22 protein-coding genes are annotated in these 25,677 nt (G+C 64.2%); 4 read left to right on the plus strand and 18 right to left on the minus strand.

Features of this window, described 5'->3' with window-relative positions; translation table 11 throughout:
- Positions 1-6 precede the first annotated feature (6 nt).
- Positions 7-1,842: an aminopeptidase P family protein gene (locus LC343_RS03405; protein ID WP_223475684.1), complete on the plus strand. Its 1,836-nt coding sequence runs from the start codon at positions 7-9 to the stop codon at positions 1,840-1,842.
- Here the strand turns inward: LC343_RS03405 and LC343_RS03410 are convergent.
- Positions 1,832-2,134: an AzlD family protein gene (locus LC343_RS03410; RefSeq protein WP_223475685.1), complete on the minus strand. Its 303-nt coding sequence runs from the start codon at positions 2,132-2,134 to the stop codon at positions 1,832-1,834. The two genes, LC343_RS03405 and LC343_RS03410, sit on opposite strands and share 11 nt — an antisense overlap.
- A gap of 3 nt (positions 2,135-2,137) precedes the next feature.
- Positions 2,138-2,839, minus strand: coding sequence for an AzlC family ABC transporter permease (locus tag LC343_RS03415; protein WP_223475686.1), 702 nt, complete (start codon positions 2,837-2,839; stop codon positions 2,138-2,140).
- A gap of 224 nt (positions 2,840-3,063) precedes the next feature.
- On the opposite strand from LC343_RS03415, the gene LC343_RS03420 reads away from it, so the two are divergent.
- A complete protein-coding gene (locus LC343_RS03420; protein ID WP_223475687.1) occupies positions 3,064-3,744 on the plus strand; it encodes a dimethylsulfonioproprionate lyase family protein in 681 nt (226 codons plus the stop codon).
- Between the two features lie 10 nt (positions 3,745-3,754).
- Here the strand turns inward: LC343_RS03420 and ligA are convergent, their stop codons facing one another.
- The 9 genes from ligA to LC343_RS03465 form a co-directional block, all read right to left on the minus strand.
- On the minus strand, positions 3,755-5,875 hold the full coding sequence (gene ligA / locus LC343_RS03425) for an NAD-dependent DNA ligase LigA (RefSeq protein WP_223475688.1): 2,121 nt from the start codon (positions 5,873-5,875) through the stop codon (positions 3,755-3,757).
- 88 nt (positions 5,876-5,963) lie between these two features.
- The gene (recN, locus tag LC343_RS03430; protein WP_223475689.1) at positions 5,964-7,634 is read right to left on the minus strand and encodes a DNA repair protein RecN; all 1,671 of its coding nucleotides are present in this window, start codon (positions 7,632-7,634) and stop codon (positions 5,964-5,966) included.
- Between the two features lie 30 nt (positions 7,635-7,664).
- On the minus strand, positions 7,665-8,504 hold the full coding sequence (locus tag LC343_RS03435; protein ID WP_223475690.1) for an outer membrane protein assembly factor BamD: 840 nt from the start codon (positions 8,502-8,504) through the stop codon (positions 7,665-7,667).
- Between the two features lie 212 nt (positions 8,505-8,716).
- Positions 8,717-9,679 (minus strand): UDP-3-O-acyl-N-acetylglucosamine deacetylase, encoded by a 963-nt coding sequence (gene lpxC, locus LC343_RS03440; RefSeq protein ID WP_223475691.1) that lies wholly within the window; start codon positions 9,677-9,679, stop codon positions 8,717-8,719.
- A 267-nt stretch (positions 9,680-9,946) separates the two neighbouring features.
- A complete protein-coding gene (gene ftsZ, locus LC343_RS03445; RefSeq protein WP_223475692.1) occupies positions 9,947-11,722 on the minus strand; it encodes a cell division protein FtsZ in 1,776 nt (591 codons plus the stop codon).
- Positions 11,723-11,787: 65 nt separating this feature from the next.
- Entirely contained in the window at positions 11,788-13,110 is a 1,323-nt protein-coding gene (gene ftsA, locus LC343_RS03450) for a cell division protein FtsA (protein WP_223475693.1), read from the minus strand.
- Positions 13,110-14,039, minus strand: a complete 930-nt coding sequence (locus tag LC343_RS03455; RefSeq protein WP_223475694.1) for a cell division protein FtsQ/DivIB — start codon at positions 14,037-14,039, stop codon at positions 13,110-13,112. Before LC343_RS03455 ends, ftsA begins: the two co-directional genes overlap by 1 nt.
- Positions 14,027-14,962, minus strand: a complete 936-nt coding sequence (locus tag LC343_RS03460) for a D-alanine--D-alanine ligase (protein ID WP_223475695.1) — start codon at positions 14,960-14,962, stop codon at positions 14,027-14,029. The genes LC343_RS03455 and LC343_RS03460 overlap by 13 nt, the downstream gene beginning before the upstream one ends.
- A gap of 171 nt (positions 14,963-15,133) precedes the next feature.
- The gene (locus tag LC343_RS03465) at positions 15,134-16,564 is read right to left on the minus strand and encodes an MATE family efflux transporter (protein ID WP_223475696.1); all 1,431 of its coding nucleotides are present in this window, start codon (positions 16,562-16,564) and stop codon (positions 15,134-15,136) included.
- Between the two features lie 298 nt (positions 16,565-16,862).
- On the opposite strand from LC343_RS03465, the gene LC343_RS25100 reads away from it, so the two are divergent.
- Together LC343_RS25100 and LC343_RS25210 are read left to right on the plus strand one after the other, a co-directional pair.
- On the plus strand, positions 16,863-16,994 hold the full coding sequence (locus LC343_RS25100; RefSeq protein WP_274384719.1) for a hypothetical protein: 132 nt from the start codon (positions 16,863-16,865) through the stop codon (positions 16,992-16,994).
- A gap of 11 nt (positions 16,995-17,005) precedes the next feature.
- The gene (locus LC343_RS25210; RefSeq protein ID WP_223475697.1) at positions 17,006-18,052 is read left to right on the plus strand and encodes a GGDEF domain-containing protein; all 1,047 of its coding nucleotides are present in this window, start codon (positions 17,006-17,008) and stop codon (positions 18,050-18,052) included.
- Positions 18,053-18,170: 118 nt separating this feature from the next.
- Here LC343_RS25210 and LC343_RS03475 read toward each other — a convergent pair whose 3' ends face one another.
- The 7 genes from LC343_RS03475 to mraY all read right to left on the minus strand — a co-directional run bounded on the left by LC343_RS03475 (position 18,171) and on the right by mraY (position 25,665).
- Positions 18,171-18,416: a hypothetical protein gene (locus tag LC343_RS03475; RefSeq protein WP_223475698.1), complete on the minus strand. Its 246-nt coding sequence runs from the start codon at positions 18,414-18,416 to the stop codon at positions 18,171-18,173.
- A 131-nt stretch (positions 18,417-18,547) separates the two neighbouring features.
- Entirely contained in the window at positions 18,548-19,519 is a 972-nt protein-coding gene (gene murB / locus LC343_RS03480; protein WP_223475699.1) for a UDP-N-acetylmuramate dehydrogenase, read from the minus strand.
- A complete protein-coding gene (gene murC, locus LC343_RS03485) occupies positions 19,516-20,928 on the minus strand; it encodes a UDP-N-acetylmuramate--L-alanine ligase (protein WP_223475700.1) in 1,413 nt (470 codons plus the stop codon). The genes murB and murC overlap by 4 nt, the downstream gene beginning before the upstream one ends.
- 24 nt (positions 20,929-20,952) lie before the next feature.
- Positions 20,953-22,071: an undecaprenyldiphospho-muramoylpentapeptide beta-N-acetylglucosaminyltransferase gene (murG, locus tag LC343_RS03490; protein WP_223475701.1), complete on the minus strand. Its 1,119-nt coding sequence runs from the start codon at positions 22,069-22,071 to the stop codon at positions 20,953-20,955.
- Between the two features lie 8 nt (positions 22,072-22,079).
- Entirely contained in the window at positions 22,080-23,234 is a 1,155-nt protein-coding gene (ftsW, locus tag LC343_RS03495; RefSeq protein WP_223475702.1) for a putative lipid II flippase FtsW, read from the minus strand.
- The gene (gene murD / locus LC343_RS03500) at positions 23,234-24,586 is read right to left on the minus strand and encodes a UDP-N-acetylmuramoyl-L-alanine--D-glutamate ligase (RefSeq protein WP_223475703.1); all 1,353 of its coding nucleotides are present in this window, start codon (positions 24,584-24,586) and stop codon (positions 23,234-23,236) included. Before murD ends, ftsW begins: the two co-directional genes overlap by 1 nt.
- Positions 24,583-25,665, minus strand: coding sequence for a phospho-N-acetylmuramoyl-pentapeptide-transferase (gene mraY, locus LC343_RS03505; RefSeq protein WP_223475704.1), 1,083 nt, complete (start codon positions 25,663-25,665; stop codon positions 24,583-24,585). Before mraY ends, murD begins: the two co-directional genes overlap by 4 nt.
- Between the last annotated feature and the right edge of the window lie 12 nt (positions 25,666-25,677).

Consider the following 25,677-nt stretch of genomic DNA (forward strand, 5'->3'; position numbering starts at 1 on the left):
CCGGCGATGTTCCAGAAATTTACCGAAAAGAGCGATCCGTCGATGGGCAAGGCCCGGGTTGCCGCCCTGCGCGCCCGGATGGCGGAAGAAGGTCTCGACGCCTTCCTCGTTCCGCATGCCGACGAACACCAGAACGAGTATCTGCCGGAACGCGCCGAGCGCCTGGCATGGCTGACCGGCTTCACCGGCTCCGCCGGCGCGGCCATTATCCTTCAGGACGAAGCCCATGTGTTCACGGATGGCCGTTACACGCTACAGGTCCGCGCCCAGACGGACCCGGCCGTCTTCACGCCGCAGGACCTCATGGCCAACCCGCCGCATCAATGGCTCGCCGAAAACCTGAAGCCCGGCATGCGCATCGGGTTCGATCCGTGGCTGCACACCGTCCAGGGCGCGAAACAGCTCGCAACCGCCTGTTCCAGCGCGGACGCCGGTCTGGTGCCGGTCGAACGCAACCTCGTGGACGCCATCCGCAACGACCTGCCGGCCCAGCCGCTCGAACCCGTCGCCATCCATCCCTTCGAATTTGCCGGCGAAACGCCCCGCGACAAGATCGGCCGCATCGCCGATGCGGTGCGCGACGAGAAGGCCGATGCGGCCATACTCACCGATCCGGCCTCGATCTGCTGGCTGTTCAACATTCGCGGCAACGACGTCTCGCACACGCCCCTGGCGCTCGCCTTCGCCATCCTGCCTGTCGAGGGCGATCCGGTGCTCTTCATCGACAAGCGCAAGCTGCCCATCCGCACGGAAGCCTATCTCACGCAACTGGCGACGTTGCGCCCGCCGTCAGAATTCGACGACGGGCTGCGTGAACTGGGCGCGAAAGGCGGCGCGGTGCTGATCGACCCGGCTCTCACCGCCCGCAAGATCGCCGACGAGTTGCAGGACGCCGGCGCCCGCCTTGTCGAAGCTTCCGATCCCGTGCGCCTGCCCCGGGCCTGCAAGAATGCCGCAGAGCAGGCCGGCGCGCGCAATGCCCAGCGCCGCGACGGCGCCGCCATGGCCGCCTTTCTCGCCTGGATCGACAATCAGCAGCCGGAGGAACTCGACGAGATCGCCGTGGTGAGCGCGCTCGAGGAATTTCGCCGCGAAACCGGCGAGCGCCTCGCCATGCCGCTCGCGGAGATATCGTTCGACACGATCTGCGGCGCCGGCCCGAACGGCGCCATCGTCCATTACAGGGTCACCGAGAAGACCAATCGCAAGCTGGCGACCGGCGAGTTATTGCTGGTCGATTCCGGCGCGCAATACCATGACGGCACGACCGACATCACCCGCGTGATCCCGCTCGGCGAACCATCGGCGGAGTATTCCCGCCACTTCACGCTGGTGCTGAAGGGCATGATCGCCATCACGCTGGCCCGTTTTCCCGCGGGAACGCGCGGCGTCGACATCGATGTGCTGGCGCGCAACGCGCTCTGGCAGGCCGGGCTCGATTACGCCCACGGCACCGGCCATGGCGTCGGCTCATTCCTTGGCGTTCATGAAGGCCCGCAGAACATTTCCCGTCGCGGCACGCAGGCGCTGCTGCCCGGCATGATCGTTTCCAACGAACCCGGATATTACAAGCCCGCCTCGCATGGCATTCGCATCGAGAATCTGGTGCTGGTCCAGCCCGCCGAAATCCCGCAGGGCGGAGAGATCGCCGTGCATTCCTTCGAGACGCTCACGCTGTGCCCGATCGACCGTCGACTGATCGACATCTCGCTCCTGTCCGAGGCGGAGCTCGACTGGCTGAACGCCTACCACGCCCGTGTGCTGGAGGAAGTGAGCCCCCTGCTCGAGGATCCGGTTGTCAGGTCATGGCTGCAGACGATGACGTCTCCGATCAGCCGATAAGGGCCCGGAACGCCAGCACCGCCGCCCATCCGATGACGAAAACCGCCATGCCGGGCAGGTAGAAGGCGGCGAGCGCGCAGACGATGACGGTCGCCGTCTCGGCCGGGCCGGTGAACACCGCCGCCGGGGCGACCAGCGTCGTCAGGACCGCGGCGGGCACCGCGTTCAGCGCCGCCTCGACACGCGGATGGATCGTCTTGAACCGCGACAGGATGAGATGGCCGCCGATCCGGGTGAGATAGGTGGCGAGCGCGCCGGCCAGCACGATCCAGGTTATCGTGGAAAATTCCATCGTCTACTCCACCGCCTCGCCCGCCGGTTTCGCGCCGATGACCGCCGCCACGGCGACACCACACAGCGCGCCGATCGAGACATGCCAGGGCGAGCCGACCAGCACATATGCGATGATCGAGCCGACGGCGCTGGCCGCCACCACCGGCAGCCAGTTGGCGCGCCTGCGGAACCCCATAACGAGGCCGAGGAAATAGATCGGCAAAAGAAAATCGACGCCATAGGCCGCCGGATTGTCCACCATTTTGCCGAAGGTCGCGCCAAGCCATCCTTCCACGATCCATGTCGTGTAGAATGTGAGCCCGCCGGCCATATACCAGGCGAATGTCAGCGGCCTGCCGGATTCGACACGCTTTTCCGACTCGGCGAATTGCGGATCGACCAGGAAAAAGAACGCGACATAGCGCTGAAGCGCCGACCATGCGCGCATCTGCCGACCGATGACGGCCGAATAGAGAACGTGCCGGAAATTCACGGCGAAGATCGACAGGACGATCAGCCACGGGGCGATCTTGTCGCCGAACAGGTCGATGCCGACCATCTGGCTCGCCCCGGCGAAGATCGTGGCGCTCATCAGCACCGTCTCGCCAACCGTGAAATTGTTGTCCACAGCGAGCGCGCCGAACAGAAGCCCAAAGGGCGCGGCAGCCAGCATCGCCGGCAAGACCGCACGAATGCCTGCGGCTATGTCCCGTCTTGCGTTCATGGTGATCAACTCCGCGAGCGGTATAGGTCAACATTACTGACGCGTCACGGAAAGAATTGTCAGGGAGACAACGACGGCGGGCCGCCGGAGCAAAAAACGCCATCATTGGGCTGGACGACGCCGCTTTTGCATCATCATCGAACCCTGTTTTGGCGTAATCTGAACGCGTGCCATCGGCGTGCCGCGGGTCACGCCATCCAGTTTCACTACGCGGGAGACGTCTCGTGACTGCCGAACTCCAAACGCCCGCATCTCCGCTGCTCGCGGAAGATACCGACCTGTTCTACCTGCTGCGCGAATTCGAAACCGCCTATCGCTATGCGCCGACCGGCGGAAGCGCCCCGATCCGCGCCCATATGCGCATGGTGCGCGAACGGCTCGCGAAGATCATGAAGGCAAATCCGCCGATAAGGTTGACCGAGCCGGCAACCTTGCCGGTGACCAGCCATCTGGGACGCGCGCTCGACAATGGCGAACGCGAGCCGACCGAGGTCTTCGTGCGCACGACGGCCAAGATGGCGCCGCGTCTGCGCTGGGAATATGGCTACGAGAACCTCCGGCCGGCATTGGCCCGAAAATACGGTTACGCCGATATTCTCGGCCCCGCCGGCCACGTGGCGGCCTCGGACCTTGTCCTGGGTTTCGTCCTCTTCGCACCCGGATGCGTCTACCCGTCCCATCGCCACGACGGCGTCACCGAGAGCTACACCATCCTTTCCGGAGCCGTTTCGGAGAACGATCTCGGCGTCTTCCGGCCGCCATCCATGATCTTCAATGCCGCCGGCACGACGCACACGATCAGGACGTCGATTCACGAACCCGCCCTTCTCGCCTATGCCTGGACGGGCACACCCGAGGCGATAACCGGGCACACCATGAAGTTCACCCGCGCCAGGAGGAAATAGCCGGGAAAGGCTACAGCGCCTCGACGCGGCGAAACCACTCGTCCTCGTCGATCACCTCGATGCCGAACTCCTGCGCCTTGGCGAGCTTCGACCCCGCGCCGGGACCGGCAACGACGAGATCCGTCTTCTTCGACACGGAGCCTGACGCTTTCGCGCCCAGACGCTCCGCCATGGCCTTCGCCTCGTCGCGCGACATGCGCTCCAGCGAGCCGGTGAATACGATCGTCTTGCCGGAGAACGCGGTATCGGATTGCGGCTTCTCGGCTTCTTCCACCGTCAGTTCGCCGATCAGCTTGTCGATCATGTCGCGATTGTGCGGCTCCGAGAAATAGCGCGCCACCGCGTCGATCACCGCGCCGCCGACATCCTCCAGCGCGTCCATCTCCTCGCGCGCCGGCTCGTCGCCTTCTGCGATCTTCAGTGAAGCCTCCTCGAATGCGCCCCAGTCGCCATAGGACCGCGCGAGCGTCCGCGCCGTCGATTCGCCCACATGCCGGATACCGAGCGCATAGATCAGCCGTTCGAGCGGGATCGTGCGCCGCTCCTCGATGGCATCGAACAGTTTCTGCGCCGAGACCTCGCCATAACCGTCGCGGTTCTTCAGCTTGGTTAGCGCGCTCTCGTCGCGTTTCGCCAATGTGAAGATGTCCGCCGGGGTCCTGATCTCGAGCCCGCTCTCGTCATCGAAAAAATATTCGATCTGCTTGTCGCCCAGCCCCTCGATGTCGAAGGCGCGGCGCGACACGAAATGCTTCAGGTGCTCCTTGCGCTGGAACGGACAGGCGAACTCACCGGAGCACCGCCGCACCACGCTTTCCTCGCCGCTCGCATTGGTCTCGCGCACCACGGGCGTTTCGAGCGGGCACGGGCAGGTCGCCGGAAAGGCAAATTCGGTCGCGTCTTCCGGCCGCTTCTCTTCCACGAAGCCGAGGATCTGCGGAATGACGTCTCCCGCCCGCTGCACGATCACCGTGTCGCCGATCTTAACGCCAAGACGCTCGATCTCCTCGGCATTGTGCAGTGTCGCGTTCTCGACCACCACGCCGCCCACAGTCACCGGCTCCAGCCGCGCGACCGGCGTGATCGCGCCGGTACGGCCGACCTGGATATCGATGGCGTTCAATGTCGTCATCGCCTTTTCGGCGGGAAACTTGTGCGCAATCGCCCAGCGCGGGCTGCGCGAAACGAAGCCGAGACGCTCCTGCAGTTTCAGATCGTCTACCTTGTAGACGACGCCGTCGATATCGTAGGCGAGTTCGCCCCGCTCCATCTCGATGGCGTGATAATGCTCGAGGAGTTCCTCAACATTCTCAAAGACTGCCATTAACGGATTGGTAACAAAGCCGAATTCTTGTAGCGCCTCGACCATTCCCATCTGCGTGTCGGACGGCATGTCCGAAACCTCGCCCCAGGCATAGGCGAAGAACTTCAACGCCCGGCCGGCAGTGATGGAAGAGTCCAGCTGGCGCAGCGAGCCGGCCGCCGTGTTGCGCGGATTGACATAGGTCTGCTTGCCCGCCGCCGCCTGCCTTTCATTCAGCTCGGCAAAATCCTCCTTGGTCATGTAGACCTCGCCGCGCACCTCCATGACGGCGGGCGGGTTTCCCTTCAGCCGGTTCGGAATGTCGGAAATCGTCCGGGCATTCGCCGTCACGTTTTCGCCGGTCGTACCGTCGCCGCGCGTCGCCGCATAGACGAGCGCGCCCTCTTCGTAGCGCAGCGAAAGCGAAAGCCCGTCGATCTTCGGCTCGGCGGTCAGCCTGAGCGGTATATCCTCTCCAAGCTTGAGGAAGCGGCGCACCCGCGCCGCGAAGTCCCGCACATCGTCGTCGGAGAACGCATTGTCGAGCGACAGCATCGGAATGCGATGGCGGATCTTTTCGAACTTTTCGGAGACGGCCGCGCCGACCTTTTCGCTCGGCGAGTCAGCGCGCTTCAGGTCCGGAAAGCGCGCCTCGATGGCGAAGTTGCGCTGCTTCAGCGCATCGTATTCCGCATCCGAAATCGTCGGCGCGTCCTCGCGGTGATAGCGCGCGTCATGCTCCGCGATCACGGCGGCCAGCCGCGCCAGCTCGGCGGCTGCTTCGTCCTGATTCAATTTCTCAACAGGTGTAAGCTTGTTGTCAGCCATGCCGCCTATCCGACTCATATCCAAGCGGAATTTAGCGGCGAACCTTCAGCGGGCAAACCGCTTTCGCCGCAATCCGTGAACTCTGCTGTCAGCCGGCTTTCAGAAGCTGCGAGGCGGCTGCCCGCGCCTCGTCCGTGATCGTCGCGCCGGCCAGCATACGCGCGATTTCCTCGCGCCGTTCGTCATCGCCCATGCAGGCGACCGAGGTGACCACCTGCTCGCCATGCGACGGGGCCTTGGCGATCAGGAAGTGCGACGCGGCGCGCGCGGCGACCTGCGGCGCATGGGTCACCGAAAGCACCTGCACGGTCTCCGACAGCCTGCGCAGCCGCGACCCGATCGCATCCGCCACGGCGCCGCCCACACCGGTGTCGATCTCGTCGAAGACGAGCGTCGGCGCGGAGCCGCGATCGGCGAGCGCCACTTTCAGCGCGAGCAGGAAACGCGACAGCTCTCCGCCCGAGGCGACCTTCATCATCGGCCCGGCCCGTGTCCCGGGATTGGTGCGCACCCAGAACTCGATCCGGTCGATGCCCTCTTCGGAGCGTTGTTCGGCATCGCTGGCCATCTCCACGATGAACTCGGCGCGTTCCAGCTTCAGGTCTGGAAGCTCGGCCATCACCGCCGCGACGAGTTCGTCGCGCGTGCCGAGGCGCGCCTGGGACAGCGCCGCCGCCGCCCGGTCATAGACCTCGCGTGTCTCCTCAGCCGCCTTTTCCAGTTCGCCGAGCCGGCTTTCGCCGGCATCGAGATCGGCAAGCTGGTCGGCGAAATCGATGGCGAGCGCCGGCAGGTCGTCCACCGCGACATTGAACTTCCGCGAGGCGGCACGAAGCGCAAAGAGACGCTCCTCGATCGCTTCCAGTTCGCGCGGATCGAATTCCGACGTGTTGACCGCAACCTCGATGCGAGCCTGCGCATCGGCAAGATGGTCGAGCGCCGAGCCGAGCGCGGTGTTGACGTCGTCGAGCAGACCCGGCGCTTCTTCCGCCTTGCGTTCCAGCCGCCGCAACAGGCTTGCGATATGCGGCACGGGCGACGCCTGTCCCGACAGCACGTCATGCGCTTCGTTGAGGTCGCCGGCGATCTTTTCGGCGCGCATCATCTGCGCACGCTTTTCGGCCAGCCCCTCTTCCTCGCCCGGTTCCGGTGCAAGCTTGGACAATTCCTCATGCGACGCGCGCAGGTAATCCGCCTCGCGCGCCGTTTCCTCCACACGCGCGCGATGCACCGCCAGCGCCTTCTCGGCCGCTTTCCAGGACCGAAAAAGCGAACCGACATGCGCCACTTCAGATTTGAGGCCGCCAAACGCATCGAGAAGATCGCGGTGGGTCGCCGCATCGACCAGGGCCCGGTCGTCATGCTGGCCGTGGATCTCGACCAGCGCGCGACCTATCGACTTGAGGAGCCCGGCACTTGCCGGCTGGTCGTTGACGAACCCCCGGGTCCGCCCGTCATCCGACTGCATGCGTCTCAGGATCACCGGTTCGCTCGCCTCGGCGTCGATACCGCTTTCTTCCAACAATGCGCGGACGGGATGGGTCGGTGCGAGGTCGAACAGCGCCGTGACCTGGCCGTGCTTCGCGCCATGGCGCACCAGCGAGGCGTCACCGCGCGCGCCGAGCGCCAGAGACAGCGCATCGAGCAGGATCGACTTGCCCGCACCGGTTTCGCCGGTCAGGACGGAAAGCCCCTTGGAGAAATCGATATCGAGAGTCTCGATCAGTACGATGTCGCGGATCGAGAGCTGTGACAGCATGACCGCTCAGTTTCCCCCGGCCCGCTTGCCTCAGCTACCGAAGATTTTGCTGGCGCGCGAAATCCAGGAATTGGTGTTCTCACGCGGCTCCACGCCACCGCTCTGCAGCAATGCGTAGGAATCGGAGTACCACTGGCTGTCCGGGAAGTTGTGGCCAAGCACCGCGGCCGCCGTCTGCGCCTCGGAAACAAGGCCCATGGAGAGATAGGTCTCGACCAGGCGGGCCAGTGCTTCTTCGACGTGACGCGTATTGGAATAATCCTCGACCACCGTGCGGAAGCGATTGACCGCACCGGGGTATTCGCGGCGTTCGAGATAGTAACGCCCGATCTGCATTTCCTTGCCGGCGAGCTGGTCGCGGGCGGCGCGCATCTTTTCCTTCGCGTCCTCGACATAGATCGAATCGGGATAGCGCTCGATCAGCTCGTTGAAGTTCTGCATCGCCAGCACCGTGTCGCGCTGGTCCCGAGTCACTTCGGGCATCTGCGCGAAATAGGACAGGCCGATAATATACTGGGCGTAGGCCGCGTCTTCGTCGGTCGGATAGAGGTTCACGAACCGCCGCGCCGCCTGCACCGCATCGTCATATGCGCCCATCTTGTAGGAACTGAAAGCGCCCATGACATTCGCCTTGCGGGCGAATTCCGAATAGGGATGCTGCCGGTCGACCGCCTCGAACTTGCGCGCCGCCTCGCGGTACTTGCCGTTGTTCATATTGGCGAGCGCCTGGTTGTAGAGCACGTCGGCCGGCTCGATCGTGTCGACATAGGCCTGCAGGTCCACACCCTTGTCCTTGCTTGCGCAAGCGCCGATCAGTCCGGCACAGGCCGCCACCGTCGCGACACGAACGAGATTTCGGCTGGTTCGCATTGCATTTCCCGCAGACAAGGTCGTCATATTCATCTTCCCGTATTCGCGGCTGGCGGTTGGAAGCCGCTCGCGAGATCGTCCATTACCGTGTCGCAATTCGACCGGCAACGCCGTGCGGCCAGAATGTCGCGATTTTGTGGCGCGGCGTCAATCACCACGTCCTTCACTGCAATCAGTTGCGATGCGTTGTGAAAATGGCACGCTGCTCGGGATCAGAGCACCCAGGGTGCGTGCATCTGTGCCTGTGCCGCCGCGACGGCAACGAAATCGCCGGAGAAAACACGTTCGCGTTTTTCCGGCGTTTCAACGATTTCGAAGGCTGTACGGTCCGTCAGCAGCGCCTTGAGCGCCGCCGCATTGAGGCGGTGCCCGCCACGATAGGACGAATAGCACCCGATGAATTGCGCGCCGGCAAGGGCGAGATCGCCAATGGCGTCGAGCGTCTTGTGGCGGACGAACTCGTCGCGGAAACGCAGCCCTTCCGGATTGATGACGGCATGGTCGTCGCTGATGACCACGGAATTCTCGAGAGAGGACCCGAGCGCATGGCCGGACGCCCAAAGCCGCTCGACATCCTTCATGAAACCGAATGTGCGGGCATTGGCGAGTTCACCCCGGAACACGTCGCCATTGACGTCGGACTTGAATTCCTGTCGGCCGATCAGCGGGCTGTCGAAATCGATCACGACCTCGAAACGCGTTCCCATATGCGGCTTGAACTCTGCCCACGATCCGCCGATCTCGACGCGGACCGTCTTCTTCACGCGGACATAGCGACGCTTCACCGCATGGTGCGTGATGCCCGCCTCGTCGATGGCTTCGATGAAAACGCGGCTCGATCCGTCCATCACCGGCACTTCGTTGCCGTCGATCTCGACCACCACATTGTCCAGGCCGGTCGCCCAGAAGGCGGCCATGAGATGCTCGACAGTCGCGACATGCACGCCGGAGGGATCGCCCAGCATCGTACACAGGTCCGTCGCGCCGACCTGACCGGCCACCGCGGTCAGTTCCGCGACCGATCCGTCCTCATAAATTCGCCTGAATTTGACACCAGTGTTCGGGGCAGCAGGGAGAAGCCTGATTGAAACCTGTTCACCGCTGTGGACAGCGACGCCGGACAAATCTGCCTTTTCGCAGAGTGTGGCTTGGTATCCTTGCAACTTGGTCCCCATTGGCCTTTCCGCTGAAGCACCAACGAAAACGCGATGCTCTTTGGCGTAATGCACGAACCGCCTGCGGCTTCCACCAGGCTGGTTCTCCCCTCTGCGGGGACATTATCCGTGACTCGCCCCTCGGACCAAATCACGCTTTTTTACTAATTGTTACCTAGTTTACAATTTGCGAACCTAAAAGAAAACCCTTTTATTTCAGTGCCTTAAATGACAAGAGCGAGCCGTTTTCGACGGCCCGCTCTTTCACTTCGTTACATTCGTTGAGGCTCAGTTGGCCTGCCGGCGCAGAAACGCGGGAATCTCCAGCTGATCGTCTTCCGAAGCAGCCCCGCCATGTGTCTGCTGACGGCCCTGATCGTCGAGCTGTCCGCGCCGCGGAGCATAGAGCTGGGCATCCTGGGAAAGCTGACGACGGGGCTCCGCCTGGCCATGATCGAGCCCGGGATCGGCCGGACGCAACTTCGGCGCCGCAGCCGGTTTCTCATCGCGGGAAAGACCATGGGTCAGGCGCTTGAGCAGACCGATCGGACCGCGATCGTCCTCCTCGCCGGCATGGCTGTGCGTCGAATGCGAATCGACTTCCGCCTGAACCATCGGCGGGAAATCCTCGACGCGCGGCATCCGCGGCGATTCGCTCATCTGCGTTTCCACCGGCTGCGGCCGCGCGGGCGCGGCATGAGCGGCGGGTGCTGGAGCCTGAGCGGCAGGCGCGGCCTGTGCGGCTGCAATCGGCGCGGTTGCCGGTGCCGCCCGCATCGGCTGCTGCGCGCTGGTGAAGAGACGGCTCTGCGGCTTGAAGTCCGGAGCGGGAGCAGCCGGTGCCGCGGCAGCTTTCTGCTCGAAGGCCGACATGTCGCGCTCGGCCTCGCGAATCACTTCGCTGACCTCTTGTTCCTGCATCGCCGGCCGGGGCGCGGGCGCCGTGGCCTGAGGCGCCGGAGACGGTGCCGCTGCGCGCGGTGCGGTCGACGAAGGCGCCGGTGTCGAAGACGGCGCTGCCGCAGGGCGGGCCGCGGGAGCGGAGACGGCGCGCGGCTGGGCGCGAAGTTCCGTATCCGGGCGGCTCGATGCGGCAGGCTGCGCCTCGATGCCGGTCGCGACGACCGACACGCGGATGATGCCCTCGAGCGATTCGTCGAAGGTCGCACCGAGAATGATGTTGGCGTCCTGATCCACTTCTTCGCGGATGCGGGTTGCGGCTTCGTCCACCTCGAACAGGGTCATGTCGCGACCGCCCGTGATCGAGATCAGTAGGCCCTGCGCGCCCTTCATCGAGGTTTCGTCGAGCAGCGGGTTGGCGATCGCGGCTTCGGCGGCGGTCATGGCCCGGCCCTCGCCGGATGCCTCGCCGGTCCCCATCATCGCCTTGCCCATCTCGCGCATCACCGAACGCACGTCGGCGAAGTCGAGGTTGATGAGGCCTTCCTTGACCATCAGGTCGGTGATGCAGGCGACGCCGGAATAGAGAACCTGGTCGGCCATGCCGAAGGCGTCCGCGAAGGTCGTCTTGTCGTTGGCGATGCGGAACAGGTTCTGGTTCGGAATGACGATCAGCGTATCGACGTTCTGCTGCAGCTCCTCGATGCCGGCATCAGCCGTGCGCATGCGGCGCTGGCCTTCGAAATGGAACGGCTTGGTGACGACGCCGACAGTCAGGATGCCCTTGGCGCGCGCCGCACTGGCAACGACCGGAGCCGCGCCCGTGCCCGTGCCGCCGCCCATGCCGGCGGTGACGAAGCACATATGGGTGCCGTTCAGATGATCGTTGATCTCGTCGATGCATTCCTCGGCGGCCGAGCGTCCGATATCCGGCTGCGATCCCGCGCCGAGACCTTCGGTAACACCGAGCCCGAGCTGGACGATCCGCTCCGCCTTGTTCATGGACAGAGCCTGCGCGTCCGTGTTGGCGACCACGAAGTCGACGCCCTCCAGGCCGGCATTGATCATGTTGTTGACGGCGTTTCCGCCACCGCCACCAACGCCGAAGACCGTTATACGCGGCTTCAACTCAGTGATATCCGGCTTTTGAAGATTGATCGTCATGGTTTCCATCCTTTCTGATGCCGGATGCGCCGCCACATCCGAACGCGGGCCGCCCCGCGATTCCTTTAAAAACTGTCCCTTAGCCACTGGGTCATGCGTCCCAATGGCCCGTCGGTCCCCGTGCCCGCCATGCGGAACGGGTGCCCGAATTTCATCGTGCTGTGGTCGTTTTTGGCCACCTGCGGATAAATCATCAGCCCCGCCGCCGCCGCGAAGGCCGGCCCCTTGGCCGCTGCCGGCAGACCGCTGACGCCGAGAGGACGTCCGATCCGCACATTGCGCCCGAGAATACGCCGCGCCAGTTCCGGCATGCCGGTCAGTTGCGCCGCGCCGCCCGTCAGGACGACGCGTTTGCCCACAACGCTGGAATAGCCGGATTTGTTGATGCGATCGCGCAGCATCTCAAGGGTCTCCTCGACACGTGCGGCGATTATACGGTTGAGGAGGCTGCGCGGGACTTGCGTCGCGTAACCGCTGTCCTCGTCGCCGATCGCCGGCACCTGGATGACGTCGCGTTCGTCGGCCGGCCCCGCAAGCGCCGAGCCCTGCATGACCTTCAGCCTTTCGGCATCGTCGAGCCGGCAGGAAAAGCCGCGTGCGATGTCCATCGTCACATGATGTCCGCCAACCGGGATGCTGTCTGCATGGATGAAGGCGCGCTCGGCGAAAATCGCCACGGATGTCGTGCCCGCACCCATGTCGACACAGGCGCAGCCGAGGTCGAGTTCGTCGTCGACAAGCGCGGCAAGCCCGCTCGCATAGGGCGTGGCAACCATGGCCTCGACGCTCAGATGCGCCCGGTTCACGCACATTTCCACGTTGCGCAGCGGTGCGGCGTCGGCGGTCAGGACATGCATGTTGAGCGTCAGCTCGCGCCCGACCATGCCGCGCGGATCGACAATGCCGCGCTCGCCGTCGAGCACGTGGTCGACGGGAAGCATGTGCAGGACGGTGCGATCGACATTGGATGCGCGCGCCACGCCGGCCTTCAGGACCTTCGCGATATCCGATTTCGAGATCGGCCGGTTCTCGTCGAGTTCGATCGACGCGCTGGAAACATGGCTCGAAAGCCGCCCGGCGCTGACATTGACGATCATCGAATCGACCGTCAGACCGGCCATGCGCTCCGCCGCGTCCACCGCGTGGCGCACCGACTGCTCGGCGGCGTCGAGATCGTTGATCAGGCCCGATTTCACGCCATGCGACTTGGTGTGGCCGATGCCGATCACCTCCGGCGCATGCGTGCGGCCGTGCAGGTACTGTCCACCCTCGTTGGGCACCATGCGCGCGATGATGCAGGCCGTCTTGGCGCTACCGATATCGAGCACCGTGACGACGGCGGTCCGCCGTGGCTTTTTCTGTTCGGGAGCGCGGGGCTTGGTTGGCATCAGATGCTGCTCCGCTTCGCGGCCTTGATGGCCTTTTCACGCGCCTTCAGCGCAGCCTCGCGGCGCGCCATGGCGTTCTCGGTCAGCGCAACGGTCGTGCGATCGGCGAGCCGGAGATCGATGGAGGCGATATCGCGCGACAGGATCTGCGTGCCCGCATCCATGACGAGCAGCCGCTCGACCGCCTTTTCGGGCTGTTCGGCAGGCAGCTTCACGGTGATACCGTTCGCCAGCCGGACATCCCAGCGGCGCTCGCCCACATGGATCAGCGCCTTCACCTTGCCGGCAACAGCGGGATAATCCGAAAGCAGTTCCATGAAGGAGGCTGCGGAAGTCGCCGCGCCAGGTCCGACGACCAGCGGCAGATTGTTGAAGCCATATCCGGAATAGGCGGCGATCACCCGCCCGTCGCGTTCGATCAGCGACAGCGCGTCACCGGACTGCCAGATCGCGAAGGCCTGGCGTTCGTCGATGCGGATTTCCAGCTTGCCCGGATAGACCTTGCGGACTTCGGCCCGCTCGACCCAGGGCAGATCCTGAAGTGATTCGCGCGCATCACGCACGTCGAGCAGGGCAAGCGAAGTTGCTTCGCCGAGGCCCAGCGCGTCGATCACGGCGACTTCGGACGTATTCACCTGGCCGGAAATCTCGACTTCCTGCACCGCGAATCCCAGCGATGCCGTCACCGTGTTGGCGACCGCGCCGAACTGACCGCCCGCCACCGAACCATAAAGGGCAGTCGCAGCGAAGAGCGAAACGAGACCCACCGCTTCCGCGTAACGCGGAACCGTGATGTCACCGGCGAAAATCTTGGAAAACAGGCGGGCGGGCCGGCGCAGGAGCCGAGGCACGACGAAACGGCCTTCGCCTTCGCTGCCATCCGGCGCGACGCGGCCCTTTCCCCTGCTTTTCCCGTTCAACGCAAACAAGATGCGTCCTCCACCATCCAACTCAAGAGCTCCCCGAAGGAGTGCCCGGCATGTTCAGCCAGTTCGGGAACCAGCGACGTCGCCGTCATCCCCGGTTGGGTGTTGATCTCCAGCCAGATGACCTCTCCGTTCTTGGAAAACCGGTCGTCGTAGCGGAAGTCGGAACGGGTCACGCCCCGGCACCCGAAGGCCTGATGTGCTTTGAGTGCCAGCTTGGTTATTGTTTGGTAAATATTTGGTGAAATTTCTGCCGGACACACATGATTTGATCCCCCGGCGACGTATTTGGAATCGTAATCGTAGAACTGATGTCCCTGCGGGACGATCTCGGTCACGCCGAGCGCGACGTCGCCCATCACCGCGCAGGTCAGCTCGCGCCCGTGAACGTACCGTTCCACCATCACCCGGTCGCCGTATTTCCACTCCGGTGAGGTAAGGATCTGTGGCGGATGCGGCTGGTCCTCCTTGACGATCACGACCCCGAAACTGGACCCTTCCGAAACCGGCTTGACCACATAGGGCGGTTTGAGCGGATGGGTCGACGCGAAGTCGTGCCGGTTCATGACCTTCGATTCGGCCAACGGGATGCCGACGGATTTCGCCACCCGCTTGGCCATCTCCTTGTCCATCGTCACGGCTGCCGAAAGGACGCCGGAATGGGTGTAGGGAATTTCCAGATATTCGAGGATGCCCTGGATCTTGCCGTCTTCACCGAAGGGACCGTGTAGCGCGTTGAAGGCGACGTCCGGCCTGAGTTCCGCAAGACGCGTGGCGACGTCGCGGTCGACATCGACGCGGGTGACCGTATAGCCGCACCTCTCCAGCTCGTCGGCGCAGGCCGTGCCGGACATCAGGCTGACGGGTCGTTCGGACGAGAACCCACCCATCAGGACTGCGACGTGCTTCGGCTTGCGATCGTTCATGTTTCCCTTTCCTTCCCGCTCGGCGACGGCATGAATCCGCACGGCGTCGCGTGCCGGGATTACGCGAACAGATGGACGCGCACAGCGTCCGAATCAGCCGATCATGGGACTGAACCGAAAAGAATCAGAGGTTTGATTCGCTGGCAAGAGCAGCGGCCAAAAAACCGAGAGTCAGCTTGATGTGACCGCAGTCTGTTCTGGCGGTTTCGGGCGCAGCATGAGGAAGCGCAAATTCATCGAAACGGCCGCAAAAGCCAGCCCGCCGGCAAGACCGGTCCACACCCCGGCGCCGCCTAGATCGAACACGAAACCGAGCACGTAGGCCAACGGAAACCCGATGCCCCAGTAGCACAGGATCGCCAGCAGCATCGGCACGCGCGTGTCCTTCAGCCCGCGCAACAGCCCCGTGCCGACGGCCTGGGCATTGTCGAAGAGCTGGAATACGCCCGCGATGACCAGCAGCGGCACGGCATAGGCGATCACGTCCGCCGCCTTCGCTTCGGTATTGTCGAGGAACAGCGAAATCAGTGGCGCCGGAAGCGTCCAGAACACCAGCCCGCTCATCGTCGCGAAGGCCAGGCATATGCCCATCGCCGAAACGGCCGCGCGATTGAGCCCGAGCGCGTCGCCGCGCCCGAACGCCCGCCCGATCCGCACGGTCGCCGCCTGCGACATGCCAAGCGGCACCATGAAGGCGATGGAGGAAAGCTGCATGGCGATGCCGTGCGCCGCCAGCGCCACGACGCCGAGCCAGCCCATCATCACCGAGGTAAAGACGAACAGCATCACCTCCGCGAGAATGGTGATCGAGATTGGAACGCCCATGCGCAGCACGTCCCGGAGATCCGGCCAGTCCGGCCGCCAGAAACGGGCGAATATCTCGTACTCGGCCGCTTTCCGGTCGGTGACGACATGCGCGGCGAGCACCGCGAAGGTCAGCGCGGTGGTGCCGAGCGAGGCGATCGCAGCGCCGCGCACGCCCATTTCCGGCGCGCCCCAGTTGCCGAAGATCAGCAGCCAGTTGAGAAACCCGTTCAACAGCGCGCCGGCGACCGTCGACCAGAAGATGATACGCGGCCGCTCGACCGCCGACAGGAATGCGCGCAGCCCCTGCGCGGCCAGCGCCGGAAGCATCGCCCATTGGGCGATTCGCATGTAATCCCCCGCCAGCGCCGCGACGTCGGCCTCCTGCCCTAGCGCCAGAAGGATCGCCTCGGCATACCAGAGCAGCGGCATGACCAGCGCCGAATAGGCGATGGCCACCCACAGGCCCATACGCACGGCGCGTCGCACGCCGCGCGTGTCGCCCTTGCCCTCCGCCTGAGCGGCGATCGGCAGCACCGCCTGGCTGAAGCCCGAACCGAAAATCATCACCACGAAGAAGAACGGCGTCGCCAGCACGCTGGCCGCAAGCGCTTCCACCGAATACCAGCCGAGCATGATCGTGTCGGTTGTATTGATCAGCATCAGCCCGATCTGCGACCCGACCAGCGGAACGCCCAGCGCAAGCGTCGCGCGCAAATGCCCGATGCGCCCCATGGGCGCAGCGGTCTCGCTCCGGAGTTCGCCGCCAGACGGTTTGGAATCGACAGTAAGGGTCATCGCCGCGCTATGCCCGATTTCGGACGACGGCGCCACGCAAATCCTCGCCGCCGGCGCAACATGTCCGAAGTTCCGGACGGTTAACCATCCCGCTTCGAGCTTTCTTAAGCCGCCTCGTTTACAACCGTCGATACGCGACCTAGCGCCTTCCGGCGGCATGATACCGCCCTGTGGCCCGGCATCGATCCGGGATGTTTTCCTTCAAGCGAGACCCGTTCGACCGCGCATCTGCATGCGCGATGTCCGGATCTCCTGACGGAAACGGGCGAAACGGGTCACGTGGGGAAAAGGGGTTGGAATGTCAGGCGATATCGATCTGCGGAAAGAGACGGGCACCGCGCGCCGAAAGGGCGGCTGGCGGGATTCCGGCCGCGTGACGATCTTCCGCGACAATGCGCCGAACGGGGTGATCCGATGCTCGATTTCATGAGACCGGCGCCGGTGAAACCGGACACACCGAAGTCGGAGAACGCCGAGTTCAAGGCGGCGGAGGCTCTCGCCGCCAAGGCGATGCTGCTCGCCAACACCTATCAGACGCCGCCGGTGCCGAAGACCTACGAGGTCTGGTACTCCTACGCCTCCGGCATTCCGGAGGCGGTCGCCCGCAAGATCAACAAGATCCTCGAAAAAGGCGGCTCGCTCGGGACCTATGAACTCGACCAGGTTCACCTGGAACATCTTTCCGCGACCGAGCAGGAACGCCGGCATCAGGATGCCGTTAGCTACCATCTCGACCGCGAAATGGACGAGATCGCGAAGCTGGTGCAGGCGCATCTTTCGTCCAGCGACAGCTATTCCGGTTCATTGACGAAGATGGCCGGCAACCTGTCGGCGAATTCATCGCCTTCGCAGGTCCGGAGCGCAATCGAACTCCTGCTTCGTGAAAACGCCCGGATGCGGTCCGAAACGTCGGCGCTCAACGAATGCCTCACCAAGTCGCGCGCGCAAGTTCGAAGACTGCGCTCCAGCCTCGAGAAATCGCGCGAGAAGGAATTGCGCGATCCGATGACCAATCTCGCCAACCGGCGCTTCTTCGAAACGCGCCTCGCCCAGGAGGTGGTCGAAGCGGAGAAAAGCAAGGCGCCCATGTGCCTCGTTCTGCTCGACATCGACCATTTCAAGGTCATCAACGATACGCATGGCCATCTCGTGGGCGACGACGTGCTGCGCTATTTCGCCACGATCCTGATGGCCAACGTCAAGGGACGCGATCTCGCGGCGCGCTATGGCGGCGAGGAATTCGCGCTGATCTTGCCGGCGAGACAGGCCGACAGTGCTCGCACGCTCTGCAAGCACATCATGCACCAGCTCGACAAATCGCGCCTCGTCCTCTCCCAGGGCAAGAAGCCGATCGGCAAGCTCACCGCCTCCTTTGGCGTTGCGACATTCCGCGCGGGCGACGATCCGGAGCAGCTGTTGACGCGCGCCGACGAAAAGCTCTACGAAGCCAAGAAATCGGGCCGCAACCGCATCGTCTGCGACTCCTGACCCTTTTCCGACATTCCTGCCTGTGAACTCCGGGGACACCGGGGATAAGCACGATTCGCCGCTCGACACGTCGCGCGATCGGGAGAAGACTGTCTTTACTGCGGCCCGGACAAGGAAATTACCTGCCGAGCAGCGAAATCCGGACCGGATCCAGCCGCAGCCCAATCGTGAAGCCGCGAAGGCCCGCAAGGGCGATCTTCAGGTCGTAGCGGTGGGGCGTATCGGAGACGGTTTCGGCCGGAGCCGGTGCGGCCGGTAAGGTGGCGAACGGCGGTTTGTACCGTAACGCCAACGCGGTCGGGAAGCCTTCGGGCTTTTGGACAGCGGGCCCGATAGGTTCCTTGCGGACCTCAGGGACAAACATCGGTCGGGACGTCGGTGAATGACGTTGTGATGCCTTCGGGCCAGCGTTTTTGACCGGAATACCCGAGCTGATGCAGGGAGGCGGCGACCGAGGTCACCGCCTTCTTGCATATGGGGCAACCGAAATGCGCCCTAGAGCATCCGGCCCATGAATTCCTGGACTTCCTGTCCCGGCCTGAACAGGCCGATCCGCTTGATCTCCCATTCCAGACGGATGCCCGAGGTCTCCAGGACTTCCGCGCGCACCGTCTCGCCCAGCGTTTCGAGATCGTGGCTCGTCGCCGTGCCGGTATTGATCATGAAGTTGCAATGCATCGGGCTCATCTGGGCGCCGCCGATCATCAGCCCGCGGCAACCCGCCTTGTCGACTTCCTTCCAGGCCGAGGTGCCTTCCGGATTCTTGAAGGTCGATCCGCCCGTCTTCTCCTTGACCGGCTGCACTGTCTCGCGGTGGTGCTGAACCGCGTCCATCTCCGCCTTTATGACGGCCTCGTCTTCCGGATAGCCTTCGAAAAGCGCACCGGTGAAGATCAGATCCTTCGGCGCACCGGAATGGCGGTAGGAATAACCCATCGCCTCATTCGACAGCGTATGCCTGTTGCCCTGGCGGTCGACCGCATAAACCTCGACGACACGCTCTCGCGTCTCGCCGCCATTTGCACCGGCATTCATGCGCAACGCACCGCCGATGGAGCCCGGAATTCCGTGGTAGAACGAGAAACCCGAAAGCGACTGCGACAGCGCGAACGCGGCGAGCCTTTTATCCGGGAGCGCCGCGCCGGCCAGTATCCGATTGCCATCCTGCAAAGCGACCTGCCCGAAACCTTTCGCCGAAAGCCGGATCACGACACCCGGGATACCGCCGTCGCGCACGAGCAGGTTCGAGCCAACACCGACGACGGTGAACGGCACGTCGGCGGGCAGCACCTTGAGGAATTCCGCCAGATCGTCCGCATCCGCAGGCTGGAACAGCAGCTCGGCGGGCCCGCCGGTGCGAAACCATGTAATCTGGTCCATCGGCGCATTCGGCGTCAGCCGGCCGCGAATACCGTCGAGACGGTCCGAAAGGCGCTCGAGCAGGAGATTTCCGTCGATCGCCGTCATGAGACCGGTTCGCCTCCAAGCTCCTTCGGAAGCGCGTAGGCCCACTGTGTGATGTTGCCGGCGCCGAGGAAGATCACGAAATCACCGGCCTTCGCGACATCGCGAATGATCGGCGCGATGGCCTCCGGTCCGTCGATGGCACGCGCGTCGCGGTGTCCGCCCGCCTTCATGCGCGACACCAGTTCGGCCGAGCCGATCCCGTCGATCGGCTGTTCGCCCGCCGCATAGACCGGTGCGACGAGCACCGTGTCGGCCTCGTTGAAACAGGACGCGAAATCGTCGAACAGGTCGCGCAGGCGCGTGTAGCGGTGCGGCTGCATGACCGCGACTACCCGGCCCTCGCCGGCGGCGTCGCGCGCCGCATGCAGCACGGCCTTGATCTCGACCGGATGGTGACCGTAATCGTCGAAGATGCGCACGCCGTCCCACGTTCCCGTCGGCGTGAAGCGCCGCTTGACCCCGCCAAACGACAGCAGCCCGCGCTTGATCGCCTCGGCGTCCATGCCGAGTTCGTGCGCCACGGCGATCGCCGCCGTCGCGTTGGAAACATTGTGCCGGCCCGGCATCGGCAGCCGCAACTCGTCGATTTCCGTTACCGCGCCGGTCTTGCGGTCGCGGATCGTCACGTCGAACACGGAAACCGCGCCATCCATGCGATGGCCCGAAAAGCGCACATCCGCCTGCGGATTCTCGCCATAGGTCACGATACGCCGGTCGACGATGCGCGAGGTCAGCGCCTGCACCTCGGGATGATCGATGCACATCACGCCATAGCCGTAGAAAGGCACGTTCTCGACGAACTGCCTAAACGCGTCGCGCACCTTGTCGAACGAACCGTAATGGTCGAGATGCTCCGGATCGATATTGGTGACCACCGCGACGTCGGCGGGAAGCTTCAGGAAGGTGCCGTCGCTCTCGTCGGCTTCGACCACCATCCACTCGCCTTCGCCCATGCGGGCATTGGTGCCATAGGCGTTGATGATACCGCCATTGATCACGGTCGGATCGAGCCCGCCCGCCTCCAGCAGCGTCGCCACCATGGAGGTGGTCGTCGTCTTGCCATGCGTGCCGCCGATCGCGACCGCGTTGCGGAACCGCATGATCTCGGCCAGCATCTCGGCGCGCCTCACGATGGGCAGCACCCGCTCGCGCGCCGCGACCAGTTCGGCATTGTCCGGCTTGATCGCCGTCGAGACCACGACCACTTCCGCCGCGCCGAGATTGTCGGCGGAATGCCCGATGAAGACCTCGATACCCTTCGCTTTGAGCCGCTGCACATTGGCGTTGTCGGACTGGTCGGAACCCTGCACCTCGTAACCGAGATTGTGCAGCACCTCCGCGATACCGCTCATGCCGATGCCGCCAATTCCGACGAAATGCACAAGGCCGATATTCTGCGGCATCTTCATGGGAAACTGTCCTGCTTTGCTGTCTTAGCCGGCCTTGAATTCAGCCGCTGTCCGGCCCGAGGCAATAGCCTCTACAAGGTCCGCAAGCAAGGCGGTGGCCTCCGGCTTGCCGGCCTTGCGGGCGGCTTCCGCCATGGCGTCGAGCCGGTCCGGATCGTCCAGAAGCTCCTCCAGCAGCGCCGCGACGGAGGCGGCGTCCAGATCCTGTTCGCGGCGCACAAGCGCTCCGCCGGCAGCCTCCAGCGCCGCCGCGTTGGCGGCCTGATCGTGGTCGAGCGCATGCGGATAGGGAACGAAGACCGCCGGCCGGCCGATGGCCGCGATCTCGGAGACGGTGGATGCGCCGGACCGCGACATGACGAGATGCGCGCCGGCGATCCGCTCCGGCAGATCGGAGAAGAAGGAAGAAACCTCCGCCTTGACGCCGAGTTCCGCGTAGCGCGCCCTTGCGCGTTCCTCGTCTTCCGGCCGTGCCTGCTGGGTTACCTCGAGACGCGACCGGATGTCCTCGCCCATCAGGGCCACCGCTTCCGGCAGCGTATCGGAAAAGAACCGCGCGCCCTGGCTGCCGCCGAAGACAACGAGCCGAAGCTTACCCCCGCGCTGCGGCGTCTCGAACGGTGTCTGAGACGCGGCGATAACCGCCGGACGCACCGGATTGCCCGTCTCGACGATCCTGTCCGCCAAAGGCCCTTCGGCTTTCAGGAAGCCGCCGGCAATCGCCGTCACCCGGCGCGACAGCATCTTGTTGGCCCGGCCCATCACCGCGTTCTGTTCGTGGATCACGGTGGGAAACGCCCCTGTCGCCGACCATAGCGGCGGCACGGTCGGATAACCTCCGAACCCGACCACGGCCTTCGGCTTGAGGAATTTCAGCAACGCGCTCGACTGGCGCATGCCCTTGAACAGCGTCCACGCCGCGCCGATCAACCGGACCGGGTTCTTGCCCGACGGCGTCGCCGAATGGATGACGTGCAGCTTGTCCTCGGGAAAGCGGTCCGCATAGCGCGTCGCGCGCGAATCCGTCGCCAGCGGCACGGACCAGCCGCGCGCCTTCAATTCATGCGCCAGCGCTTCCGCCGGAAACAGATGGCCGCCGGTCCCGCCGGCCGAGATCAGGATCGTGCCTCGTGATTTCGCCATTGCCCGACCTACGCCGCCGGCTGGAAATGCGATGAGGCGTGGAACTGCACGCGCCCTGCCCGGCTTTCCGGACGGCGACGTGTCAACGCCAGCAGCATGCCCGCCGTCAGCGCGACCGCGAGCATCGACGAACCGCCATAGGAAACGAAGGGCAGCGTCATACCCTTGGCGGGCATCAGTTGCAGGTTCACCGCGATATTGATCGTCGACTGGAAGCCGATCAGCACGGCCAGCCCGCTCACGGCGAAACGCTGGAACGGGTCCTGGTCGCGCATCGCCCGCGACAGCGCGCGCAGCACGATGAAGGCAAAGACCCCGACCAGTACGGCGCACAAGAGGATGCCGAATTCCTCGGCCAGCACGGAGAAAACGAAGTCGGTGTGGCTGTCCGGCAGGATGCGCTTGACGGTGCCCTCGCCCGGCCCCTGGCCGAACCATCCACCGCGGATGATCGCCTCGCGGCCGGTATCGACCTGGTATGTGTCGCCCTCGCCGGTCAGGAACCGGTTGATGCGCGCGGCCACGTGCGGGAAGACGAAATAGGCGCCCACCATGCCCGATGCGGCAACGCCGCCAAGCACCACGATCCACAGCCACGACAGGCCGGCGATGAAGAACATCGCGCCCCAGGTTCCCGCCAGAAGGACCGTCTGGCCGAGGTCGGGTTGTGCGATCAGGAGAACCGACATCGCCGCGAACAGGATCATGGCGATCAGGCTTCCCGGAATTTCCGGCCGGCGCTTGGATTCCGCGAACAGCCACGCGCACAGAATGACGAAGGCCGGTTTCATGAACTCCGAAGGCTGCAGCGACAACCCGGCGATACGCACCCAGCGCCGCGATCCCTTGACCTCGACACCGAAGAACAGCGCCATCACCATCAGCGCCACCGAGATGATGAGCACGACGAGCGCCAGCCGCCGGATCTGGCGCGGATCGAGGAAGGAGACCCCGATCATCAGCGCGACCGCGGGCGCGAGGAACAGCGCGTGCCGCTCCACGAAGTGATAGGCGTCGAGCCCGATACGTTCGGCAACGGCCGGGCTGGCCGCAAAGGACAGGACGACACCGAAGCCGATCAACACGATGAACGCGGCGAGGAACCAGCGGTCGATCGTCCACCACCATTCCGCCACGGCGCTGCGGTCGCTGCGATTATACATTATGCATCGTCCCCCGTTTGCCCTGTCGGTAAAGTACCCATCCCCTTCAATGCCATGACGGCATTAACAAAGGCTTCACCACGTTTTTCGAAGTTCCTGAACTGGTCGAAGCTGGCCGCCGCGGGCGCGAGCAACACCACCGGCTCGCCCTCCAGCGCATCGGCCGCGTCGGCGGAAGCATGGGCCACCGCGACATCCATCGTGCCCGATATCTCGTAGGGCACGGCCTCGCCCAGCGTTGCCGCGAATTGCGGCGCGGCGTCGCCGATCAGATAGGCCTTGGCGATCCGCCCGAACAATGGCCGAAGCGACTCGATCCCGCCTTCCTTGGGCAGGCCGCCGGCGATCCAGTGGATCCCGTTGAAGCTCGAAAGCGACTTTGCGGCGGCATCCGCATTGGTCGCCTTGGAATCGTTGACGAAGCTGACTTGGCCCCGCCGCGCCACGATCTGCATCCGGTGCGCCAGCCCCGGAAAACTGTCGAGCCCGGCCTTGATCTCGCTTTCGCCGAGCCCCAGCGCCCGGCATGCCGCAGCGGCGGCCAGCGCGTTCTGCAAATTGTGGTCGCCGCGCAGCGACGGCGCGTCGGACAGATCGAGCGATGCGCCGTTGGTCACCGAAATCGTCTCGATGCGCGCCTGGTCGTCCTCAAGCCCGATCGCGATCCGCCGACACCAGTCATCGTCGATGCCGCAAACCGCATAATCGCTTGCCTGCAACAGCCGCGCCTTGATCGCGGCATAGCGCTCCATCGTGCCATGGCGGTCGAGATGATCCGGCGAGAGATTGAGCAGGATACCGATGCTCGGATCGAGCGAAGGCGCGAGATCGATCTGGTAAGACGAACACTCCACGACGTGGTGACGATGCGCCGCCGGCGGCTCCAGTTCGAGGATCGGCGTGCCGATATTGCCGCCAAGCTGGACGTCGCGGCCCGCCTCGCGAAGGATATGCGCGATCAGCGCCGTCGTCGTCGACTTGCCGTTGGTGCCCGTGATCGCGACGAAAGGCGATTTCGGCGCCAGCGCGCGGCGTTCGCGACAGAACAGCTCGACATCGCCGATCACTTCCGTATTCGACGCATGCGCCAGATCGACCGACCAGTGCGGCTTGGGATGGGTCAGCGGCACACCCGGCGCGAGAACGAGGCTGTCGACCGACGCCCAGTCCAGCGCATGCAGATCGCCGACCGGTATCCCGTCCGCCTCGGCCTTTTCCACCGTGCCCGGATTGTCGTCCCAGCAGGTCACCTCGCCTCCGCCGGCGATCAGTGCGCGGGCGGTCGAGAGCCCCGAGCCGCCGAGGCCGAACAGCGCGATACGCTTGCCTTTGGCTGTGGTGACCGGGATCATCTGAGCTTCAACGTCGACAGGCCGATCAGCGCGAGAATAACCGCGATGATCCAGAAACGGATGACGATCTGGCTCTCCGTCCACCCCTTCTTCTCGTAGTGGTGGTGGATCGGCGCCATCAGGAAGACGCGCCGGCCCGTCGCCTTGAAATAGGCGACCTGGACGATCACCGACATCGCCTCGACCACGAACAGCCCGCCGATGATCGCCATGACGATCTCGTGCTTGGTGGCGACGGCCACGGTGCCGATCAAGCCACCCAGCGCCAGCGAACCGGTGTCGCCCATGAAGATCGCCGCCGGCGGCGCATTGAACCACAGGAAGCCCAGCCCGGCCCCGATAACCGCGCCGAGAATGACGGACAATTCGCCGGTGCCCGGCACGAAATGGATCTGGAGATATTCGGCGAAGATGGCGTTACCCGACAGATAGGCGATCACGCCGAAGGAGGACGCCGCGATCATGATCGGCACGATGGCCAGTCCGTCGAGCCCGTCCGTCAGGTTGACCGCATTGCCCGCGCCCACGACCACGAAGGCGCCGAACGGAATGAAGAACCAGCCGAGATTGATGATCCAGTCCTTGAAGAAGGGAAAGGTCAGGCTCGACGAGAACGGCGAATCGCCGGTCTTCATGATCAGGAAGGTCGCCGCGCCCGCGATCACGAACTCGAGCGCGAGACGCGCCTTGCCGGAAAAGCCCTTGTCGCTCTGTTTGGTGACCTTGAGATAGTCGTCGTAAAGGCCGATCAGGCCGAATCCCAGCGTGACCAGCAACACGACCCAGACATAGAGGCTGGTCAGGTTGCCCCACAGAAGCGTCGATCCGACGATGCCGCACAGCATCATCAGCCCGCCCATGGTCGGCGTACCCGCCTTCTTGAAATGGGTCTGCGGCCCGTCGGCGCGGATCGGCTGGCCCTTGCCCTGGCGGATACGCAGTGACGCTATGATCCGCGGCCCGAACAGGAAGACGATGAAGGCCGAGGTGATCAGCGAACCGCCGGTCCTGAATGTCAGGTACCGGAACAGGTTGAATATCTGAAAGTGATCGGAGAATTCCGTCAGCCAGTAAAACATGTCGCCAATCCC

This window comes from Oricola indica (assembly GCF_019966595.1).
GTDB classification, from domain to species: Bacteria; Pseudomonadota; Alphaproteobacteria; order Rhizobiales; family Rhizobiaceae; genus Oricola; species Oricola indica.

Excerpts from the sequence above, each read along its gene's own strand:
- LC343_RS03415 (WP_223475686.1), bottom strand. The coding sequence starts at position 2,839 with ATGAACGCAAGACGGGACATAGCCGCAGGCATTCGTGCGGTCTTGCCG.
- LC343_RS03460 (WP_223475695.1), bottom strand. The coding sequence starts at position 14,962 with ATGAACGATCGCAAGCCGAAGCACGTCGCAGTCCTGATGGGTGGGTTC.
- LC343_RS03405 (WP_223475684.1), top strand. The coding sequence starts at position 7 with ATGTTCCAGAAATTTACCGAAAAGAGCGATCCGTCGATGGGCAAGGCC.
- LC343_RS03410 (WP_223475685.1), bottom strand. The coding sequence starts at position 2,134 with ATGGAATTTTCCACGATAACCTGGATCGTGCTGGCCGGCGCGCTCGCC.
- murC (WP_223475700.1), bottom strand. The coding sequence starts at position 20,928 with ATGAAGATGCCGCAGAATATCGGCCTTGTGCATTTCGTCGGAATTGGC.
- ftsA (WP_223475693.1), bottom strand. The coding sequence starts at position 13,110 with ATGCCAACCAAGCCCCGCGCTCCCGAACAGAAAAAGCCACGGCGGACC.
- murG (WP_223475701.1), bottom strand. The coding sequence starts at position 22,071 with ATGGCGAAATCACGAGGCACGATCCTGATCTCGGCCGGCGGGACCGGC.
- murD (WP_223475703.1), bottom strand. The coding sequence starts at position 24,586 with ATGATCCCGGTCACCACAGCCAAAGGCAAGCGTATCGCGCTGTTCGGC.
- ligA (WP_223475688.1), bottom strand. The coding sequence starts at position 5,875 with ATGGCTGACAACAAGCTTACACCTGTTGAGAAATTGAATCAGGACGAA.
- lpxC (WP_223475691.1), bottom strand. The coding sequence starts at position 9,679 with ATGGGGACCAAGTTGCAAGGATACCAAGCCACACTCTGCGAAAAGGCA.
- LC343_RS03435 (WP_223475690.1), bottom strand. The coding sequence starts at position 8,504 with ATGCGAACCAGCCGAAATCTCGTTCGTGTCGCGACGGTGGCGGCCTGT.
- murB (WP_223475699.1), bottom strand. The coding sequence starts at position 19,519 with ATGACGGCGATCGACGGAAATCTCCTGCTCGAGCGCCTTTCGGACCGT.
- LC343_RS03465 (WP_223475696.1), bottom strand. The coding sequence starts at position 16,564 with ATGACCCTTACTGTCGATTCCAAACCGTCTGGCGGCGAACTCCGGAGC.
- LC343_RS03475 (WP_223475698.1), bottom strand. The coding sequence starts at position 18,416 with ATGTTTGTCCCTGAGGTCCGCAAGGAACCTATCGGGCCCGCTGTCCAA.
- mraY (WP_223475704.1), bottom strand. The coding sequence starts at position 25,665 with ATGTTTTACTGGCTGACGGAATTCTCCGATCACTTTCAGATATTCAAC.
- LC343_RS25100 (WP_274384719.1), top strand. The coding sequence starts at position 16,863 with ATGTCAGGCGATATCGATCTGCGGAAAGAGACGGGCACCGCGCGCCGA.
- ftsW (WP_223475702.1), bottom strand. The coding sequence starts at position 23,234 with ATGTATAATCGCAGCGACCGCAGCGCCGTGGCGGAATGGTGGTGGACG.
- recN (WP_223475689.1), bottom strand. The coding sequence starts at position 7,634 with ATGCTGTCACAGCTCTCGATCCGCGACATCGTACTGATCGAGACTCTC.
- ftsZ (WP_223475692.1), bottom strand. The coding sequence starts at position 11,722 with ATGACGATCAATCTTCAAAAGCCGGATATCACTGAGTTGAAGCCGCGT.